Origin of the sequence: Amycolatopsis sp. lyj-84, assembly GCF_046549075.1 — a bacterium.
Classification (GTDB): Bacteria; Actinomycetota; Actinomycetes; order Mycobacteriales; family Pseudonocardiaceae; genus Amycolatopsis.
Map to the genome: position 1 here is coordinate 1,040,008 of NZ_JAJPWO010000001.1, position 19,335 is coordinate 1,059,342.

16 protein-coding genes are annotated in these 19,335 nt (G+C 69.9%); 3 read left to right on the forward strand and 13 right to left on the reverse strand.

What is annotated here, in order from left to right; translation table 11 throughout:
- Nucleotides 1–34: 34 nt before the first annotated feature.
- From ACLJRM_RS05080 to ACLJRM_RS05090, 3 genes are all read right to left on the reverse strand, one after another.
- Nucleotides 35–727, reverse strand: coding sequence for an LPXTG cell wall anchor domain-containing protein (locus tag ACLJRM_RS05080; RefSeq protein WP_410662412.1), 693 nt, complete (start codon nt 725–727; stop codon nt 35–37).
- Between the two features lie 223 nt (nt 728–950).
- Nucleotides 951–2,471 carry an amino acid permease gene (locus ACLJRM_RS05085; RefSeq protein WP_101610452.1) on the reverse strand — a complete coding sequence of 507 codons (1,521 nt, stop codon included), beginning with the start codon at nt 2,469–2,471 and terminating at the stop codon, nt 951–953.
- 246 nt (nt 2,472–2,717) lie between these two features.
- The gene (locus tag ACLJRM_RS05090; protein ID WP_101610453.1) at nt 2,718–3,632 is read right to left on the reverse strand and encodes a cation diffusion facilitator family transporter; all 915 of its coding nucleotides are present in this window, start codon (nt 3,630–3,632) and stop codon (nt 2,718–2,720) included.
- A gap of 155 nt (nt 3,633–3,787) precedes the next feature.
- On the opposite strand from ACLJRM_RS05090, the gene ACLJRM_RS05095 reads away from it, so the two are divergent.
- On the forward strand, nt 3,788–6,805 hold the full coding sequence (locus ACLJRM_RS05095) for a BTAD domain-containing putative transcriptional regulator (RefSeq protein ID WP_410662443.1): 3,018 nt from the start codon (nt 3,788–3,790) through the stop codon (nt 6,803–6,805).
- Between the two features lie 305 nt (nt 6,806–7,110).
- Here ACLJRM_RS05095 and manA read toward each other — a convergent pair whose 3' ends face one another.
- The 5 genes from manA to ACLJRM_RS05120 form a co-directional block, all read right to left on the reverse strand.
- A complete protein-coding gene (gene manA, locus ACLJRM_RS05100) occupies nt 7,111–8,334 on the reverse strand; it encodes a mannose-6-phosphate isomerase, class I (protein ID WP_101610454.1) in 1,224 nt (407 codons plus the stop codon).
- A 66-nt stretch (nt 8,335–8,400) separates the two neighbouring features.
- Entirely contained in the window at nt 8,401–9,492 is a 1,092-nt protein-coding gene (locus ACLJRM_RS05105; protein WP_101610455.1) for a hypothetical protein, read from the reverse strand.
- Entirely contained in the window at nt 9,476–9,697 is a 222-nt protein-coding gene (locus tag ACLJRM_RS05110; protein ID WP_101610456.1) for a Trm112 family protein, read from the reverse strand. The genes ACLJRM_RS05105 and ACLJRM_RS05110 overlap by 17 nt, the downstream gene beginning before the upstream one ends.
- Before the next feature lie 52 nt (nt 9,698–9,749).
- Nucleotides 9,750–11,105: a phosphomannomutase/phosphoglucomutase gene (locus ACLJRM_RS05115; RefSeq protein WP_101610457.1), complete on the reverse strand. Its 1,356-nt coding sequence runs from the start codon at nt 11,103–11,105 to the stop codon at nt 9,750–9,752.
- 71 nt (nt 11,106–11,176) lie between these two features.
- Nucleotides 11,177–11,530, reverse strand: coding sequence for a DUF3499 domain-containing protein (locus ACLJRM_RS05120; RefSeq protein WP_083255246.1), 354 nt, complete (start codon nt 11,528–11,530; stop codon nt 11,177–11,179).
- A 116-nt stretch (nt 11,531–11,646) separates the two neighbouring features.
- On the opposite strand from ACLJRM_RS05120, the gene ACLJRM_RS05125 reads away from it, so the two are divergent.
- Nucleotides 11,647–12,078, forward strand: a complete 432-nt coding sequence (locus ACLJRM_RS05125; RefSeq protein ID WP_005150818.1) for a metallopeptidase family protein — start codon at nt 11,647–11,649, stop codon at nt 12,076–12,078.
- A gap of 307 nt (nt 12,079–12,385) precedes the next feature.
- Here ACLJRM_RS05125 and ACLJRM_RS05130 read toward each other — a convergent pair whose 3' ends face one another.
- Together ACLJRM_RS05130 and ACLJRM_RS05135 are read right to left on the reverse strand one after the other, a co-directional pair.
- Entirely contained in the window at nt 12,386–15,682 is a 3,297-nt protein-coding gene (locus tag ACLJRM_RS05130; protein ID WP_410662413.1) for a glycosyltransferase, read from the reverse strand.
- A gap of 135 nt (nt 15,683–15,817) precedes the next feature.
- Nucleotides 15,818–16,201 (reverse strand): WhiB family transcriptional regulator, encoded by a 384-nt coding sequence (locus ACLJRM_RS05135; RefSeq protein WP_007028952.1) that lies wholly within the window; start codon nt 16,199–16,201, stop codon nt 15,818–15,820.
- Between the two features lie 171 nt (nt 16,202–16,372).
- On the opposite strand from ACLJRM_RS05135, the gene ACLJRM_RS05140 reads away from it, so the two are divergent.
- The gene (locus tag ACLJRM_RS05140) at nt 16,373–17,134 is read left to right on the forward strand and encodes a site-2 protease family protein (protein WP_101610459.1); all 762 of its coding nucleotides are present in this window, start codon (nt 16,373–16,375) and stop codon (nt 17,132–17,134) included.
- Here ACLJRM_RS05140 and ACLJRM_RS05145 read toward each other — a convergent pair.
- From ACLJRM_RS05145 to mshB, 3 genes are read right to left on the reverse strand one after another with little or no spacing between them, the layout of a single operon-like run.
- A complete protein-coding gene (locus ACLJRM_RS05145) occupies nt 17,118–17,924 on the reverse strand; it encodes a hypothetical protein (protein WP_101610460.1) in 807 nt (268 codons plus the stop codon). The two genes, ACLJRM_RS05140 and ACLJRM_RS05145, sit on opposite strands and share 17 nt — an antisense overlap.
- Nucleotides 17,917–18,342, reverse strand: a complete 426-nt coding sequence (locus tag ACLJRM_RS05150) for a hypothetical protein (RefSeq protein WP_410662414.1) — start codon at nt 18,340–18,342, stop codon at nt 17,917–17,919. Before ACLJRM_RS05150 ends, ACLJRM_RS05145 begins: the two co-directional genes overlap by 8 nt.
- Nucleotides 18,339–19,181 (reverse strand): N-acetyl-1-D-myo-inositol-2-amino-2-deoxy-alpha-D-glucopyranoside deacetylase, encoded by an 843-nt coding sequence (gene mshB, locus ACLJRM_RS05155; RefSeq protein ID WP_410662415.1) that lies wholly within the window; start codon nt 19,179–19,181, stop codon nt 18,339–18,341. The genes ACLJRM_RS05150 and mshB overlap by 4 nt, the downstream gene beginning before the upstream one ends.
- Between the last annotated feature and the right edge of the window lie 154 nt (nt 19,182–19,335).

A 19,335-nucleotide genomic window follows, 5' to 3' on the forward strand; every position in this document is an offset into this window, starting at 1 on the left:
CACGAGGAAGAGGGCCTTCAGGCATCAGCTAGTTTCAGTCGGCCTTGCGACGCACGCGCAGCAGGACCAGGACGCCGGCACCGGCCAGCACCAGCAGGCCACCGGCCCACAGCAGCCAGGCGTTGTCGAAACCGGTGTCCGCGAGACCGCCGCCGTTGCCACCGTTACCGCCCACGTTCGGGGCCGGGGCGGAGGTGCTGGTCGGGGTGTCGGACGGCTTCTCCGTGGTGGTCGGAGCGGTCGTCGGAGGCTTGGCCGTCGAGGTCTTCGTCGGCTCGGACGGCTTCGGCTGCTCGGTCGGCTTGGTCTTCTCGCCGCACGCGTACCACTTGTCGATGTTCGCCTTGCTGCCGTCGCGGTTGAACGGCGCGCGCAGCTCGGTCCACGGCGGGGTGTCGGAGAGCTTGCGCTTGCCGGGCTCGTAGACGTTGTAGCCGTCGTCGCCACCGAGGACGACGATCGCGGTCACCTTGACGCCCTCGCCGAGGCCGGTGATGTTGAGCCGCTTCTCACCGGCGCCACCGGTGAACTTGAAGTCCGCGTCGGACAGGGCCTTGCCGCCGGCCTTGACCTGCTCGCACTTGCTGATGTTGCCGGGGATCGGCTTGGCGCGGTCGTCATCGGAGTGACAGGCCAGCGCCGAACCGGCGGTACCGAGCAGGGCGGCGGTCGCCAGTGCGACGACGGTGACGGCGGAACGGACACGCCGTCCGGACATGATCTGCATTCAGAGCTCTCCTGTACCGATCGGGGGACAAACGAGCAAAGCGCGGTGCCTCATTCGAGGGATGAAGGTCAACTCGCGGTGCTTCTACACGAGTTCCGTTCACCCGACAGGGTGAGGCGAGAGACCGGACGCTATCGCACACCGATTTCACACCGAAACCGGGGCCCCCGACAAAGCGGCCCACCATCCACAGAGGAATGGTGGGCCGCCGAAACGAGAATGATCAGTCCGAAACGGACTCCGTCTTCTCGGCCTTGTTCTGCTTGCCGAGCACTGAATGGCGACGGCTGTAGACGAAGTAGACGACGACGCCCAGCACCATCCACGCGATGAACCGCAACCAGGTCAAAACGGTCAGGTTGAGCATCAGCCAGAGGCAGGCGGCGATCGCCAGGATCGGGATCAACGGCACCCACGGCACGCGGAAGGCGCGAGGGAGATCCGGTCGCTTCTTGCGCAGCACCATCACACCCGCCGAAACGAGAATGAAGGCGAACAGCGTGCCGACGTTGACCATTTCCTCGAGCTTGTCCGCCGGGAAGAACGTGGCGGCGACGGCGACCAGTGCGCCGACGACGATGGTCGCCCGCTTCGGCGTCCCGTTCGGGCCGGTCTTCGCCAGGCTGCGCGGCATGAGGCCGTCGCGCGACATCGCGAAGATGATCCGGATCTGGCCCAGCATCAGCACCATGACGACGGTCGTCAGACCGGCGAGGGCACCGACGGAGATGATGTTGGCCGCCCAGTCGACGCCGTTGACCGCGAACGCGGAAGCGAGGGTCTTCTTGCCGCCGTCACCCGCCGAGGTGGCGAGGTCCTTGTAGTTCACCATGCCGACGACCACGAGCGACACCGCGACGTACAGCACCGTGACGATGGCGAGCGAGCCGAAGATGCCGCGGGGCACGGCCTTCTGCGGGTTGCGGGTCTCCTCCGCGGTGGTCGCGACGATGTCGAAACCGATGAACGCGAAGAACACCAGCGACGCCGCGGCCAGCAGGCCGAAGACGCCGAACGAGCTACTGCTGCTGCCCGCGAACACCGAGAAGAGCGACTGGTCGACCCCGGTGGCCGACGACTCGGCGCCGGACTGGGCCTCCGGGATGAACGGCGTGTAGTTGGCGGCCTTGATGTAGAAGATGCCGAGCACGATCACGAACAGCACCACCGCGACCTTGATCCCGGTGATCACCATCGAGAACCGCGAAGACAGCTTCGTGCCGACAGCGAGCAGCGTCGCCAGCACCAGCACCACGATCAGGGCGCCCCAGTCGACGGGGACGCCGCCGATCTCGAACGTCGTTTTCGTGCCCTTGCCGAAGATGTAGGAGAGCACGGTTTCGAGATAGGCCGACCAGCCCTTCGACACCGCGGCCGCGCCGACCGCCAGCTCCAGGATCAGGTCCCAGCCGATGATCCACGCCATGAACTCGCCGAACGTGGCGTACGAGAACGTGTACGCGCTCCCGGCCACCGGGACGGTCGACGCGAATTCCGCGTAACAGAGAGCCGCCAGCGCACAGGCGATGGCAGCGAAGACGAACGAGAGCGAGACCGACGGCCCGGCGTAGTCGCCTGCCGTGCGCGCGGTGAGCGTGAAGATCCCGGCGCCGATGACGACGGCGACACCGAAGACGGTCAGGTCCCAAGCGCTCAGGTTCCGCCTGAGTTTGGTCCCCGGTTCGTCGGTGTCCGCGATGGATTGCTCAATGGATTTCGTACGCCACAGACCGTTTCCGGGCACCCTTGACCTCCTACACCTGACTGCGGTTCAAGGGACCCTATCGCCCGATCGTGGCGGCAGCGCGGTGGGAGAGCAACGAAGTACCCGAAGGTCGCGGCGGTGACCGGCGGAATACGGACAGTTGCCCCGCACGGTGATCACGGATCCCTCGCTTTCGCGCCCCCGGACGCCAGGAAAGGCCCGTTCCTTGCAAAATTTGCAAGGAACGGGCCTTTCCTGGCGCACTGGAGCCGGTTCGAGACCGGCTCACGCCAGCGAGCGGTCCAAGTCCGGCTCGAGGTAGATCAGCTTCGCCGTCGGCACCTTCGCGCGAACCCGCGCTTCGGCGTCGTCGATGGCCTGCGCGACTTCGGCGGTCTCCAGCCCGGGCACCAGCGCGAGCTTCGCGGCCACCAGCATCTCGTCCGGGCCGATGTACAGCGTCCGGATGTGGATGACCCGCTCGACCTTGCCCGCGGCGAGTTCGTCGACGATCGTGTCGAGGTCGGGCTCGGAGGCGCCCTCGCCGATCAGCAGGCTCTTCATCTCGATGATCAGGATGACCGCGATGACGCCGAGCAGCAGGCCGATCGTGACGGTGCCGATGCCGTCCCACACCGGGTCGCCGGTGGCGACCGAGAGCCCGACGCCCGCGAGCGCGAACACCAGGCCGAGCAGCGCGCCCGCGTCCTCCAGGAGGACCACCGGCAGTTCGGGGGTCTTGGCCTGGCGGATGAACGCCCACCAGCCCGCGTCGCCCTTGATCTTCTTCGACTCCTGGATCGCGGTGTAGAAGGAGTAGGACTCCAGTCCGATCGCGACCACGAGGATGCCGACGGCCACCCACGGCGAGGTCAGCGCCTCCGGCTCGCTGATCTTGTGGATGCCCTCGTACAGCGCGAACACCGAGCCGAGGCTGAACAGCATCAACGCGACGATGAACGAGTAGAAGTACCGGTCCCGTCCGAAGCCGAACGGGTGCGTGCGGGTCGCCGCGCGCTGCGAGGTCTTCTGGCCCAGCAGCAGGAGGCCCTGGTTCGAGGTGTCCGCGAGCGAGTGCACGGACTCCGCGAGCATCGAAGACGACCCCGTGATGAGGAAGCCGGTGAATTTGGCGGCCGCGATTCCGGCGTTCGCCACGAGCGCGGCGATGATCGCCTTGGTTCCGCCACCTGCAGACACGTGCAACTCCCCTGGTGTCCTGAAAAATGGTGTCCCGATATGCCGGGTTCGAAGGCTAGCAGTGCAGATGAGGCCCGTGGCGCCGGGCGGGACAGGTCACAGAATTGTCGGATCCCCTCGCTAGTCTCGCCCCTCTCATGACCTGGGAGGTGCCCGTGCCGCGATTCGGCGTGCTCGGACCGTTGACGATCGAGAGCCCACCCGGGCGGCGCACCGCGCCGCGCGGCGATCATCAGCGTGCCCTGCTGGCCGTCCTGCTGCTGAACGCGAACTCGTCCGTCCCGGTCGACGCCCTGGTCGAGACCCTCTGGCCGGAGACACCGCCGAAGTCGTACTCCTCGAATCTGCACACCTACGTCTCCCGTCTGCGGGCGCGGTTCGAGGGGCTGGCGATCGAGCGTGACCCGCTCGGGTACCGGCTGATCGTCGAGCCCGGCGACCTCGATCTGCTGTCCTTCCGCGAAGCCGCGGCGGCGGGAAAGGCGGCGGCGCGGGCGGGCGATCCGGCGTCGGCAGCCGGGCACTATCGCCGGGCGCTGGCGGAATGGCGCGGGCCGGTCCTGTCGGGACTGCATCTCCCCCGGCTCGACGCGGACGTCGCCCGGCTCGAGTCGGAACGCCTCGCCGCTTTCGAGGACTGTGTGGACGCCGAACTGTCCGACGGCAGGCACGGCGAGCTCACCGGCGAACTCCAGGCGATGATCACCGAGCATCCCCTGCGCGAGAGGCTGGCCGCGCAGCTGATGACCGCGCTGCACCGCGCCGGGCGGCAGGCCGATTCGCTGGCCGTCCACCGCGAGCTGCGCACCACCCTCGTCGAGGAACTCGGCGTGGAGCCCGGCGCCGAGGTCCGCCGCGTGCACGCCGCCGTGTTGCGCGGAGAGGATCCGGTGCCGCCCGCCAAGGCCGCGCCGGTCTTCCCGATCTGCCAGCTGCCCCCGGACATCGCGGATTTCGCGGGGCGCGAGGGCGAGGTCTCGAAGCTCTCCGGGCTGCTCGGCGCGAGCACGGGCGTCCCGGTCGTGGTGATCACCGGCGAACCCGGCGCGGGCAAGTCCACCCTCGCGGTCAGCACCGCGCACCGGCTCCGCCGGTCCTTTCCGGACGGGCAGCTGTTCATCCCGCTCGCGGGCGCCTCCAGCCCGCGAGACCTCGCCGACGTCCTCGGCGACCTATTGCGCGCGCTCGGTGTCACCGGCCCCGCCATCTCGGACGACGTCGAGGCCAGGGCGGCGGTCTATCGCGGCCGTCTCGCCGATCGGCGGGTCCTCGTGGTGCTCGACGACGCCGCGGGTCCCGATCAGGTCCGCGCGCTGCTGCCGGGAACACCGGGCAGCGCCGTCTTGATCACCAGCAGGCAGCGGCTTTCCGGGCTCGCCGGGGCGGATCGCCTCCCTCTCGCACCGCTGTCCGGCGCCGAGGCGATGACCCTGCTGGCACGGCTGGCCGGGCCGGATCGGGTGGGCGCCGAACGAGCGGACGCGGAGCGCATCGCCAAGGCCTGCGGCAATCTCCCGCTCGCGCTGCGGATCGCGGGCAGCAGGCTCGCCATGCGGCCGGGCCTGCCGCTCGGGAAACTCGCCGGGAAGCTGGAGGACGAGGTCTCGCGCCTCGACGAACTCCAGGTCAGCGATCTCCAGGTGCGCGGCAGCATCGCCTTGAGCCATCAGGCCTTGAGCCCGGCCGCGCGGCGCGCGTTCCGGTTGATCGGCCGCTCCCGCACGCTCGATCTGCCCGCGTGGGCGGTGTCGACCCTCATCGACTGCGCTGACAGCGCTGACAGCGAGGACGCCGACGAGGCCATCGACGAACTCGTCGAGGCGAGCCTGCTCGAGGCCACCGGTGTCGATCCGACCGGTGAGCAGCGGTTCCGCCTGCACGATCTCGTGCGCGTGTTCGCCACGGAACTCGGCCGGGAACTGGAGACCCACGACGAGCGGGTGGCCACCGTCGCGAAGGTGTCGGACGCGGCGCTGTGCCTCGCCGACACGGCGGCCCGCCGCCTGCCGAGGACGGTGCCGATGCCGTTGTCGGATCAGGACTTACCCGCGCAGCCGTTGCCGGCCGAACTGGTCGAGCGGCTGCTGCGCGATCCCGGGACGTGGTTCTCCGTGGAGCGGGCCAACCTGGTCACCGCCGTCTCGTCGCTGTGCGCCGTCGGCTGGCTGCGAAAAGCGTTGCGGATACTGGAAAGGCTGAGCACGTACCTGTACCTGCACAGCCACTACACCGACATGAGGACGGCGTACGAGACCTTGCGCGACGCCGCCCGAAAGGCGGGCGACAGGCACATCGTGGTCATCGCCGAGGCGAACCTGACGGTGTTGCTGCACGCTCGCGGCGAGTACGAACGCGCCGTCGAGGGGTATCGAGAATGTTCGAAGGAACTGGCGGAGCTGGGTGATCTGGCCACGCGAGCGTGGGTGGAGACCAATCTGGCGCACTGCCTCGTCGGGCTCGGCCGGGCCGGGGAATCGCTGCACGCCGCGACCCAGGCCCGCGAACTGTCCACTGTGGAGGATTCGGGAACCCATGCGCGGCGGGCGGAATCCGCCGCGCTGCACAGGCTGGGCAAGATCTCCGAAGCGCTGGAGATCGATCGCCGGATCCTCGCCGAGGCGAGGGAATCGGCCGACGACCGCCGGCTCGGCATCGCCCTGCAAGGGCTTTCGTGGTCGCTGATGCTCGACGGCCGCCCGGAAGAGGCGCTGGAGACGGTCGAGGAATCCGTCCTGGTCCTGCGCCGGACGACGGCGAAGTCGGCACTGGCGAAGTCCCTGCGCACGCAGGGCGCGATCCTCGCCGGCGCCGGACGGCGCGCCGACGCGGTGAAGGCGTACGAGAACGCGCGGCGCCTGGCAGGCGCGCTCGAAGAACGGCCGCGGGAGCTTTCCTGCACCCGCGCGATCGCGGCGAGCTGGATCGGCGACGGCCGCGCCGATCGCGCGATTCCCGTGCTGCGCCACTGCCTCGGCGAATTCCGTGCCATGGGCGGGAAACCCGCGACCGGCCTCACCCTGCACGTCCTGCGCAGGGCGTACGAGGCCGTCGGGGAAACGGAGGCGGCCGAGGCGGCGGGTGAAGAGGCGAAACGATTGGATGTCCCCCACGACGCCAACGCTTCGGCCCTTGTCCGGTTGCTGTTGTCGCTCACCGAACCCGCCCCGGCCTGACCGGGTGGTGCCCGACCCCTCAGACGAGCACCACCCGGAAGTCAGCCCACGGAGAGCCGCCGGCCCGTATCGGGACGAGCCGACGACAACCGCAGGGTCACCCCTTCGGATGATGATCGCGGAACCCGCCACACGGAACGCACACAGTTCGGGCCAAGGACGCATTCATCGAGGAGAAGGTCAAGCGTGTCGTGTTCGGGTGGGAAGGGCGTTCACGCGAGTCACGCCTTCGCTCACTCAACAGTCCTCTGGTTGCGGTCCTTGCACGTGCAAGGACCGCAACCAGAGGACGAAACGCGGAGAGGTCAGCAGGTGCCGGCGGTGGCGCGGAAGACCTGGGTGCGCTCACCGGAGAGCGGCCGGACGCGGACGGCGGGGTCGGCGGCCGGGAGCCACACCGACTGGCCGCGGCGGAGTTCGACCTGTTCGCCGTCGTCGGCGGTCACCAGGAGGCTGCCCGCGGTGCACAGCAGGATCTGCGGGCCGACGTCGTGGACGGCGACCTCGCCGTCGTCCCCGGCCTCCCACTCGATCCGCGACAACTCGAACTCGGGCGCGTCGGTGCGGTACACCGACAGGCGCTCCTCGCGCTCGCCGCTCTGGACCGGCATCTCGCCGCACGCGAAGTCGACGACGCGCAGCAGCTCCGGCACGTCGACGTGCTTGGGGGTCAGCCCGCAGCGCAGGATGTTGTCCGAGTTCGCCAGGATTTCGACGGCGGTGCCGTGCAGGTACAGGTGCAGGTTGCCGGCGGGCAGGTAGATCGCCTCGCCCGCGCTGAGGGTGAGGCGGTTGAGCAGCAGCGCCGCGAGCACGCCCGCGTCACGCGGATGCGACTCGCCGAGTTCCAGGATGGTCCGGCATTCGACGTCGAACTCGCCGCGTTCCTGGATGTGCTTCACGCACGAATCGAGGACCTCGGGCAGCAGTTCGTCGAGCGCGGCCTGCGGCAGGGTGATCCAGGTGGTGAACAGCGCGCGCAGCCCGGCCGGATCCGGCTGGGCGTCCAGCAGCACCGCGTACTTCGCCAGCCCCGGCGTCTCGATCGCCTTCAGCAGCGCGATCGTGCGTTCCGGGTCGCGGAAGCCCGCCAGCGCGTGGAACTCCGTCAGCGCGCAGACGAGTTCCGGTTTCGCCGTCGGATCCGGGTAGTTGCGGTTCGAGGCGTCGCGCGGGATGCCTGACGACTCCTCGCGCGCGTAGCCCTCCGCCGCCTGTGCGGCCGAGGGGTGCGCCTGCATCGAAAGCGGCTCTTCGGCGGCGAGGATCTTCAGCAGGAACGGCAGCCTGCCGCCCCAGCGCCCGGCACAGCCCTCGCCGAGCTGGCCGATCGGATCGGCTTCGACGAGCTCCAGCAGGCTCCGCTCGGTGCCGTCCGGGCCGATGACGTGGGACGGGTCGCCGGGGTGGGCGCCCATCCACAGTTCCGCCTCCGGATGCGGCGCCGGCACCGGACGCCCCAGCAGCTCGGGGATCGTCGTTCTCGACCCCCACGCGTAGGGCCGCACGGCATTGCGCAGCAGCTCCACTGTCACCTCAACTCCTCGCCGGGCACGGGTGGTGCCGGCCCTCATTTCCTACGTCGCACCCGGGGCTCACGCCGTTGCAGGCGTGTACCTCCCAGCGCCGCCGATGCTGCCGACGGCCAGCCCCAGATAGACCGCGGCCAGCTCGAAACGCAGCGCGAGAACGGCCGCACGCACGATCTCGTCCGTTTCGATCTCTTCGGCGGGGGCGATCACATCCGCACCGGGCAGCAGGTCTTCCGCCTGGTAGCGGGCCGCCTCCGTGGCCGGCCCCGTCCGAACCGAGAGGAGCAACACCCTCGGCACGACGCCGACCCCCTCCTCCGGGTCCGCGAAGATATCGCGCTCCACGCCCCCGGACAATGCCGCACGCCGCAAAGCGGGCCTTGCCAAGGCCTGGCGATAGTCCTCGACATCACAGACGAGGGCCGCGTGGGCGGCGAAAGCGTGGGCCGCGTGTTCGCCGACGGCGACCGCGACCGGGTCCAGCCCCCACAGGAGCGGCTGGCGGTCGGCCAGCTTCAGCGCCATCGCCTTGGCCGGGTTCGCGAACGAGTCCCTCGCCAGGTAGTCCTTCTCGGCTTCCGCGTCGAGGTGGTCGGCGAGCTGCTCCAGATCGGCCACCAGGAGGCCGAGCGCGTTCGCGGTCAGCAGCGCGGCGGCGAGCCCGCGCGGGAAGGCCATTTCCGGCGGGACCGGGAGCCTCGGCGCGAGGATCAGTCCCTTGCCCGCGACGGCGGCCGCGACCGGGCCCTCGCCGGGAGCGGACAGCACGACCGTCGCACCGAACCTGGCGGCACGCTCCAGCGAAGCGGCCAGCTCACGATCACCGGCGTCGTCGGTGTGCGCGAAGACGACGTCGAGGGCACCGATCCAGCTCGGCACGACCTCGGCGACGACCACCGGCACCGGGCAGGCCGGGGTCAGCAGCGCGGCGACCAGCCTGGTCAGCGTCCGGCTGACGCCGGGCCTGTCGATCAGCACGAGTGAGCGCGGGCGCCCGACGTCCAGGCGATCGCTCAGTTCGAGCTCGGCCGCGGCTTCGGCGGTCGCCCGGACCTGGGCGCCCGCCATCGCGGCGGCACGGAGCAGCCCCGCGGTGTCGGCCTCGGCCAATCGCGCGGGATCGTCGAGCAGGGAATCGTCAGGGACCGTCGGCATGGGCGCCATCCGGGGTCGTCGGCTCGGTGGCTTCGTCCAGCAACAGTACCGGGATTCCATCACGGACCGGATACACGCGACCGCACTCCGTGCAGGTCAGCGCGTCCGCCTCCGGGTCGGCCGTCGTCCCCGGCCGCAGCGGCGCGTGATCGGGGGACGGGCAGGCCAGGATCTCCAGCAACTGTGCGTCAAGCGTGACGGCCATGGTCTCTCCCTACCTGTGGGACATCTCTATGTGTGTTTTCACGACACATTCGTTACCCACGGACGATCGCCAATACGTCTTCGGTCAGCGCCCGGACGGCCTCGGCGTCGGCGGCCTCGACGTTCAGGCGGAGCAGCGGCTCGGTGTTGGACGGGCGCAGGTTGAACCAGCCACCGCCGGGAAGCTGCACGGTGAGCCCGTCCAGTTCGTCGATCTCGACGCCGTCGCGCGCGGCGAAGGTGTCCTTGACCGCCATCATGCGCGCGACCTGGTCGTCCACGGTGGAGTTGATCTCGCCGGAGGCCGCGTAGCGCGAGTACTCCGCCGTCAGCTCGGACAGCGGGCCCGTCTGCTCGCCGAGGGCGGCGAGGACGTGCAGCGCGGCCAGCATGCCGGTGTCGGCGCGCCAGAAGTCGCGGAAGTAGTAGTGCGCGGAGTGCTCGCCGCCGAAGATCGCGCCGGTCTTGGCCATTTCGGCCTTGATGAACGAGTGCCCGACCCGGGTGCGCACCGGCTTGCCGCCGTGCTCGGCGACGATCTCCGGTACCCCCTTCGACGTGATCAGGTTGTGGATGATGGTGCCGCCCGGCTCCTTCTCCAGCTCACGGATCGCGACCAGCGCGGTGATGGCGCTCGGCGACACGGGCTCGCCGCGCTCGTCGACGACGAAGCAGCGGTCGGCGTCGCCGTCGAACGCGAGACCCGCGTCGGCGCCTTCCTCTCGCACCTTCGCCTGGAGGTCGACGATGTTCTTCGGGTCGAGCGGGTTGGCCTCGTGGTTGGGGAAGTTGCCGTCGAGTTCGAAGTACATCGGCACGACGTCGAGGGGCAGGCCCGCGAAGACCGTCGGGACGGTGTGGCCGCCCATGCCGTTGCCTGCGTCGACGACGACCTTCAGCGGACGGCTTCCGGACAGGTCGACGAGCTTGCGCAGGTATGCCGCGTAGTCCGCGAGGACGTCCTTCTCGGTCACCGAGCCGCGCTGACCCGCGAAGGTGGGGACACCCTGCTCGACGGTGTCGCGGATCTCCGCGAGACCGGAGTCCTGGCCGACCGGGGCGGCGCCCGAACGGCACAGCTTGATGCCGTTGTACTGCGCCGGGTTGTGGCTGGCGGTGAACATGGCGCCCGGCAGGTTCAGCGACCCGGAGGCGAAGTACAGCTGGTCGGTGCTGGCGAGACCGATCGTCACGACGTCGAGACCCTGCGAGGTCACGCCGTCGGCGAACGCGGCGGACAGCTCGGGCGAGGAGTCGCGCATGTCGTGGCCGATGACGATCGCGTCCGACTCGGCTTTGATCAACAGGGCGAACGCCGAGCCGAGGTCACGGACGAGCGCCGCGTTCAGCTGTTCACCGACCACGCCGCGAATGTCGTAGGCCTTCACGATGCCCGAAAGGTCTGGCACGCCTGCTCCCCGCCAATAGTCTCGTTACAACGCCCTCTGGCGCCTCGAAAGCCTACCGGCGGGCCTTGGTGTCAGGCTCGGCCGGGCAGGACGCGCAGGTGGCCGCGCCTGCCGGAGGGACCCTCGGGTTCGGGGCCGGGCGCGGGCTTGTCGGAACGGCCCGCTTCGCGCACGGCCTCGGCCAGCGCGGTCAGCTCGTCGGCGGAGGGATCGGGAGCGGCGAAGGCCCCCTCGTGCCGGACGACTTCCCAGCCCTTGGGCACGGTGAGCCGGAGGGCGTGGGCCTCGCAGAGGTCATAGGAGTGCGGCTCGCTCGCGGTGGCCAGTGGCCCCACTACGGCTGTCGAGTCGCTGTAGGCATACGTGAGCGTGGCGACAGCGGGTTCGAGACAACCCGTTCGCGAACACTTTCGTACGCTCCGCACGATCGAGAACGATAGCGCGTCCCCGGCCAGGTGTACCGGCGACACGCGCTTTGATTCGCCGAGCGCGTACCCTTCGGATCGTGGCGACGGCTCGTGATTCCCGACAGCGACGGCGGATGCGCCGGGACCGGCACGGCCGGGGCCTGCGCGGAGCGCTGTATCCGTCGACCCTTCCCGCCGCCGCTAGCAGGGCAGAAAGGTTCGACGCGCTGGTTTTGGACGCGCTCGAACCGATCGAAGCGCGGTGGCGGCACGAGCTGACGAAGCTCGACGTGGCCGTCGACGACGTTCCCGAAGTTCGCTCGGATGGCGCACCGGCCGGAGTGGACGGCGTACTGCACGACGGCGCCGTCCCGCTCTCACGGCTCGTGCCCGCCGGCGTCGACCGGGCCGGACTGCCGACGCGCGCCCGCATCGTCCTCTACCGCCGCCCCCTCGAAGCACGCGCGAAGGACCCCGGCGAACTCGCCGAACTCGTCCACGACGTCCTCGTGGAACAAGTCGCGGGCTACCTGGGCGTCGAACCCGACGTCATCGAAGGCGACTGACTCTCCCACACCGCCCCGACCCCAGCCCCCGCCCTTCCCCGGGGGGCGTCCCCAGCCCAGCGTATCGCGAGGGACCGACGGGACCTGCGGAAACGATGCTGGAGCCCCGAGTTGTCCACAAGGGGACTGGCCTGTGGACAACTTGCTGTCGTGCAATGAACGGGCCTTTCCTTGCAAAATTTGCAAGGAAAGGCCCGTTCATTGCACGGGTCGCCGGGGTGGATGCCCCCAATGTGGCATTGGGGACGTTGAGTGTCCCCAATGCCACATTGGGGGCGTCCGCGTCAGGAGCCCAACGCCCCCGCACCTAACGAGAAGGCAAGCCCCGCCGCGTGGGCACGGCCGTCAGCAGCGTGAACAGCACCGCGGCGATCTGCGCCAGCAGCAGCAGGTTCCGCGTGGTGCCCTGGTGCTCCACCACCACCTCCGAAGGAGTGGGAGGCACCGAGACCGCCACCTGATGCCCCCAGGCCCGCACGATCGGCACGGCCTTGCCGTCCACGGTCGCCTGCCAGCCCGCCTCGAATTCCGCGGCCAGCACGAGCAGTCGTCCGGTCGGCCCTTCCGAGACGCGCACCCGCACGTCCGGCAGTCCGGCCTGCACCGGCGCCACCCCTGGCGACGCCCCCGGCGCGCCCTTCCCGGTCACGGCCGCCTGCGCCAGTTCCGGCGAGATGAGCGCCACCTGACCGCCCGCGGGCAGCAGCCGCAGCACCGGACGCCCGTCCGAGGTCGGCGCCGCCGAAACCACCAGATCCCGCGCGAGTTCGACGAAAGCCGAACCGTCCGCACCGGCGGGCAGCACGACGTACAGCACTCCCGAAGCCGCAGCGGCCGCGAAGGCCTGCTTGACCGCGTCCGGCGAACCGGTCAGCAGGTCGCGGCGCCACGAGGCCAGTCTGTCTGCGCTGCCGGGTGTCGGCGCGAGTTCGTCGTCGCCGTAGAGCGGCAACCGGCCCCCGGTCTGCCGAACGGGCTCACCCACGACCAGGACCGAGCGTCCGCTGGAGGCCAGGTCGTCGACGGCGAGCGAGGGACGCGCACCCGACTTCAGCGGGCCTTCCCGGCCGGCGGCGACCGCGCCGGTCACCAGCGTCAGCAGCACGAGCACCCCGGCCACGGCCGTGACCTTCGTCAGCCACGGCGCGGGCTCGACGGTCGTCCCGCCGCGCTGCCAGGTGGCCAGCACCGTCCACAGCAGCCCCGCGCCGATCACCAGCAGCGGCACCCCGGCGTACCCGGTCGCGTGCGCGCCGCCCGTCATCGGCGTCACCGCCACGAACCGCACCGCCACGAGCCCGAGCACACCCAGCACGACGACGGCGACACCGGCGCCCGCGCCCTTCGACGGCCGGACCACCAGCGCGACGATCGCGGCCGCGACCAGCGCCACCCCGATCGGCCAAGCGCCGGGACCGCCCGGATCCAGTCCGGCGAGGTCGGCACCGGACGCGGCCGTGGCGGCACCGCCGAGCCCGTGCAGCAGCAGTTCCGGATGCCGTAGCAGCACACTCGGCCACGGCAGCAGCAACGCCAGCGGCAGGAAGACCACGATGCCGACCGACGCGATCCGCCGCGCGAGCCCGGTCGGCGAGGGCAGCACCACGAACCCGACCACCAGCCCGACCAGCGCCAGCGCGTGCGCCAGCGGCGAGAAGGCGCCGATGAGCGCCAGCCCGATCGCGCTCAGCGCGGAAACGTGCAGCCATCGCGAGTCCGCGCGGACCAGCAGCCCGACGATGCCCGCGATCACCAACGGCAACAGCAGGTGCACGACGACGACGTCGAGCCGCCCCTGCGCGACCGAAGCCGTGGCGGCGGGCAGCACGCCGTACGCCGCCGCGACGACGGCACGAACCCAGCGACGCACGCGAAGGTGCCGAGTGGCCACGTAGGCGCTCAGGGCGGCGAGCGGGATGTCCCCGATCAGCAGGATCGCGACCAGCGCCGCGGGTCCGCCGATCGGTGTGAAGATCGCTCCGAGGGTGCCCAGCACCGGCAGTGTCGCGGGCGCGGGGCTCGCCGTACCGCCCGCGATCGCGTGCCACGGCGCGAGATACGACGACCAGATCTCGCCGAGTCCGCCGACAGGCAGCAGTTTTCCGCCGAAGAGGTCCAGTCCGAGCCGGGAACCGTTGACCACGAAAGCGAGCGCCGTCAGCACGACCAGCATGAGGACCGGCGGGGCGAACACGGTCGCGCCGAGCACCCGCTTGCGGTCGACCTCGACGAACACGAGTTCCGGCTCCGGCCGCCGCCCGCCGTCACGCGGCACCGGCGACGGTTTCGGCCTGCCCGCGGCGGGTTTCTCGGATACGTCTTCGGGGACCGCGACCGCGACGACCGCGCTGGGCCGCCGGAGTCCCGTCCCCCGCGAGCCGACCCCGCGCATCGCCCCGGCGGGCAGCGCCCCGGGGCCGACGGGGCGATCTTGCCCGGCCCGCAACGCCTCCGGCGGGATCCAGGCGCCTTCCTGGTCCGCGCTCTCAGGCACGGTCCCGAGGGCGAAGTCCCGTTCGACACCTCGCCGGACGAGGCCGACGACACCGGCGCGGACCGCGTTGCGCATCCGCGTCGCCCGTCCGGTGAACAGGCCGCGGACGTCACCGGGCCGGTCGGTCTTCCGGCGTTCGGCGCGGGCCGCGCGCAGTCCGCCGCGGCCGCGCAGCAGGTACCAGGTCGCCGCGAGTTCCGCGCCCGCCTCGCCGGTGCGGCGCAGCAGCAGGAACGCGAGCGCCCGGAAGAGCGCGAAGAACGGAATTCGAATCAGGCCGAACCAAAAGGACAACGGGGAGCAATTGACGAGGAACACCCGGAGCCCGTGCGCGCGGTTCGCCGTCGCGAGGGAAAGGCCGAGCGCGTCCGGTTCCCGTTGCCCGGTACTGAGCGCGCGGGCGTGCCGGAGCCTGGCGTCCGCCACCGAGAGCACGCGGCCGCCCGCGGCGTTGGCGCGCCAGCCGAAGTCGAGATCCTCGCGCAGCAAGGGAAACCCGGGGTCGTAGCCGCCGAGGTCGTGCCAGACTTCCCGCCGCACCAGTGATCCCGCGCTCGGCACGGCGAGCACCGCGGTGTCGGCCTCTTCGGGCGAGATCTGCTGCCGGTGGCCGATGGCGTCGGTCGACAGTCCGGCTTCGACGATCAGCCGCGGGTCGCTCCAGTCCACCGCGAGCGGACCGAGCACCGTCGCCTCGGGCTCGTTTTCGGCCGCTGCCAACAGATTTTCGAGACAGTCCGGTTCCGGCGCGCAGTCGTCGTGCAGCAGCCAGAGCCAGCCACCGGGATCTCCCCAGCGTTCGATCGCGTGCTCGACGGCCTCGCCGACCGCGGCACCGAAGCCGACATCATCCGAAAGTGTGAGAATCCCGTCCAGAACCGGAGTGGTGTCGGTACCGCCGACGACGCCTTCGGGCGCGGCCGCGTCGGCGAGGATCTTGGCCGTCCGGTCGGTGGAGCCGGTGTCCACGGCGAGCACGTGCCGGGGCCGGACACCGCTGCGCCGGAGCGCGGAAAGCGCCAGTGGCAACCAGTTCTCGCCGTTGTGACAGACCACAATGGCCAGTACGGGGACCGTGCGCAGCACAGGTGACGCGGCAGTGCGAGACAACGGGCACTCCAGATGTGGCGGCGAAGTCGAGTGCCGCCACCCTACGACGCGACCCTGTCACCCGTTGGTGGCCCCACTATGTGGATGCGGGGCAGGAAGCGATCTCCGGCGCACTGGAGGTGCCGGAGATCGCCGTCACACAGCTCGCTTTTTCAGTTTCCTACGCTCGCGTTCGGAGAGCCCGCCCCAAATACCGAACCGCTCGTCATGCGCGAGGGCGTACTCGAGGCACTCGTCCTTGACCTCGCAACCGAGGCAGATCCGCTTGGCTTCGCGGGTGGAGCCGCCCTTCTCGGGGAAGAACGCCTCCGGGTCCGTCTGCGCGCAGAGGGCCCGTTCCTGCCAGTCCTGCTCTTCCGCGGAGGCATCGTCGAAAAGCTCGGTGAGATCGCCCAGTTGCTGCTCCGGGACCTCACCCCAACCCACGACTTGCCCCCATTCCCTTCCATCTGCTTCCAACCGCACGTCCGCCTCCTCGCTGTCCACGCACTCCCCAGGCTGGCGGTGTTGAAACACCATCCGCCGCCCCCTTCCAGCGACGAATGACATCACTGTGATTACACCCGTGTAGTGCGGTCAGGTCAAGCGGAGTAGCGAGTTCGGGGGATACCCGCGCCCCATCGCGCAAGGGGACACGCCGGTAACTTCACATCGGGCATACGGAAGACTGGTGGAGTGCAGAGATCAGCAGTGCGGCCCAGCCCGATCTTCCTCGGCATCCTCGCGGTCACCGTCCTGGGCGGTGTACTGGCGGCTTTCGGTGATGCGACCACGATTTCCAGCCAGAAGTACGACCCGCTGATCATTGCCGGGGTGGTCCTTCTCGTCGCCGGCGGCTGGGTCGCGTCACTGACGCTGCACGAGTTCGGGCACGCCGTCGTGGCGTTCCGCGGCGGTGACCACAGCGTCGCCCACAAGGGTTATCTGACCATGGACGTCCGGAAATACACGGATCCGGTGCTGTCCATCATCCTGCCGTTGGTGTTCCTCATCATCGGCGGCATCCCGCTGCCGGGTGGCGCGGTGTGGATCGAACACGGGCGCCTGCGGTCGCGATCCGTCCAGTCGTGGGTGTCGCTCGCCGGGCCGCTGAGCAACCTCGCCGTCGGCGTGGTGCTGGCGCTCCTCGTCGCGCTGGTGCCGATGGCGAACGGGCTCGTGATCGGGCTCTCGTTCCTGGCGCTGCTTCAGATCGTCACGTTCCTGCTGAACATCCTGCCGATCCCCGGCCTCGACGGCTGGGGCGCGATCGAGCCGTACCTTTCGCCCGGTGCGCGCGAGTTCGGCGCGAAGGTCCGGCCGTGGGCGCCGATCGCGCTGTTCGCCGTGCTGTTCCTTCTGCCGGGAGCCAGCCCGCTGCTGTGGAAGGTGTCCTACGCGATCTTCGACACCGTCGGGGGTTTCAAACTCGCCGCCATGTACGGCCAGGACGCGTTCACGTTCTGGAACTGAGTTCGCCGTCGGGGTGTTCGACGAACCACTCGTGCGCCCGTTTCCAGACTCGTTTGAGGCCGGACCGCTCGCCGAGGTAGTCGCCCGCCATGCCGACGACCGGCAACTTCCCGAGCGCACGGTGGAAAAGGCGGCCACGAGGCCGCTTCTCCAGTTCTTCGACGATGCCCAGTAGTCCCCGGCCGAGTCGCCACAGCGTGCCCGCGGCCGCCTTCAGGGTGACCTTGCCGTGCTTCTTCTTCGCTTCGTCGAGTTCTTCGGTGAGCTTCGCCGCTTCGTCGTCTTCGGCGGCCTTGTCGTGTTCGGCGTGCTTGCCCGCCGCGACCACCGGATCGATGTCGCGTTCGAAGAGCACCCACGCGATCAGCCGGACGCGGGCGCCGACGTCGGTCACGCCGTACTCCCCCGCGATCGCGCACAGCAACACTCCTTGCGACGCCGAGCCGAGCGCGTCCTGCACGGGCAGCCTGTCGGCGAGCGCGCCGCCGAGGCCGGGGATCGCGGTGATCAACGCGGTGAACCGGCCGACCCGGTTAACCCACCAGTCGGTCCGCTGGTAGTTCGTCATCTCCGCCCAGGCCGCGGTGCCGGGCACCTTGACCGAGGTGATCCCGTCGAGCAGCTTGTCCTTCAGTTTCGGCTCGACGCCTTCCAGCGCGTCCTCACGCCGCCCCCTGGCCTGCAGGCCGAACGGATCCGCGTCGCGCAACGCGTCGACCATCGGACCGCAGGCGCGGACGAACGGCCGCAGCACCGCCACGACCTGGCGATCCGAAATCGCTTCACCCATCTTCGCCTCCCTTGGCGGCTTTCGCCGCCGTGCCCAGACCGCTGCCCAGCGCCAGCGCTCCCGGAAGGGCGCCGCCGCCGATCAGCAGCAGTGCCCGCCAGTCCTGTACCAGCACCAGATCACCACCGGGCCCGGTCACACCCATCCCGAGTACGACAAGTACCCAGACGAGCAGCGGAATCACCGAAAAGGAGGGCCGGACCACTTTCGCGGTCGTCCTCACCAACAGCGGCGTGGTGATCACCGCGAGGACCACGGTCACCGGGAACGGGGCGTCACCCAGCTTCGGCAGCACGATGCCGTCGAGCCGGAGCGGCAGGAAGAACAGTTCGAGCAGACCGAGCAGAAGCGCGGCGAAGGACAGCACCACCAGCATCAGGCGCCGTCCGGTCGAAAGCGGCTGTGACGGGACGGTCACTTCGCGAGTCCCCCGAACAGGTCGGCCGCGGCACCTTCGGCCGGTCCGTGGGCGAGGACGAAGTACTCGTCCGGGGTGATCGGCTGCGCGACGTCGTTGCTCAGCGCGAAATGGTCCGCGAGATGCGGCGCGGCGGGCACGCTGACCTGGGTCTCGTGCGCCCGCAACGCGGCGGCCTTCGAGGGGAGGTGCGCGCCGACATCGAGGACGGTCGTGATCGTCTCGTCCGGTGTCACCGGCAGTTCGCCGTCTTCGGGGACACGGAACGCCGAGCGCCCGCGCAGCGCGGCGAGCCCGGCGGTGACGGCGTCGCGGGAAGAAACGGTATGGAAAACCCGCTCGACCGAAGAGGCCTTCGGCGCGGCGGCCATCGTGATCTCGTGCGCGCGGATGTGGTCGGGATGCCCGTAACCCCCGAAAGCGTCATAAGTGACGACGACCTCGGGCCGGACCTCCTCGAGGATCTTCGCGAGCTGGGCCGCCTGCTCGTCGAGGTCGCCGCCGGAGAACGCGCGTGGATGCGCCGCGGACGGCGTCCCGGCCATCCCCGAGTCACGCCAGCGCCCGATGCCGCCGAGATACCGGTGCCGGGTGACGCCCAGCGCGGCACAGGCCGACGCCAGTTCGCCCGCGCGGTAGCCGCCGAGCTGATCGGAAGCCCACGAACCGAGCCCGGCGAGGGGTGGCGGGATGATCTCGCCTTCCTCACCGAGAGTGCACGTGACGACGGTCACGTCGGCGCCTTCGGCCGCGTAGCGCGCGATGGTGCCACCGGTGGTGATGCTCTCGTCGTCCGGATGGGCGTGCACGAGGAGCAATTTGGGCCGCGCGGAGATCACGGCTTGAAGACTAATTCGAACACGGCGCGCTTTCCTTTATAGGGTGTCGGGAACGGAAGCCCCGAGCACCGACCTTAGTCGGGCCACTCTCGGTTATCCTCGCGCGAGTCACGGGCTTTGCGCCGTGACCATATGTACCCCCACGAAGGGCATC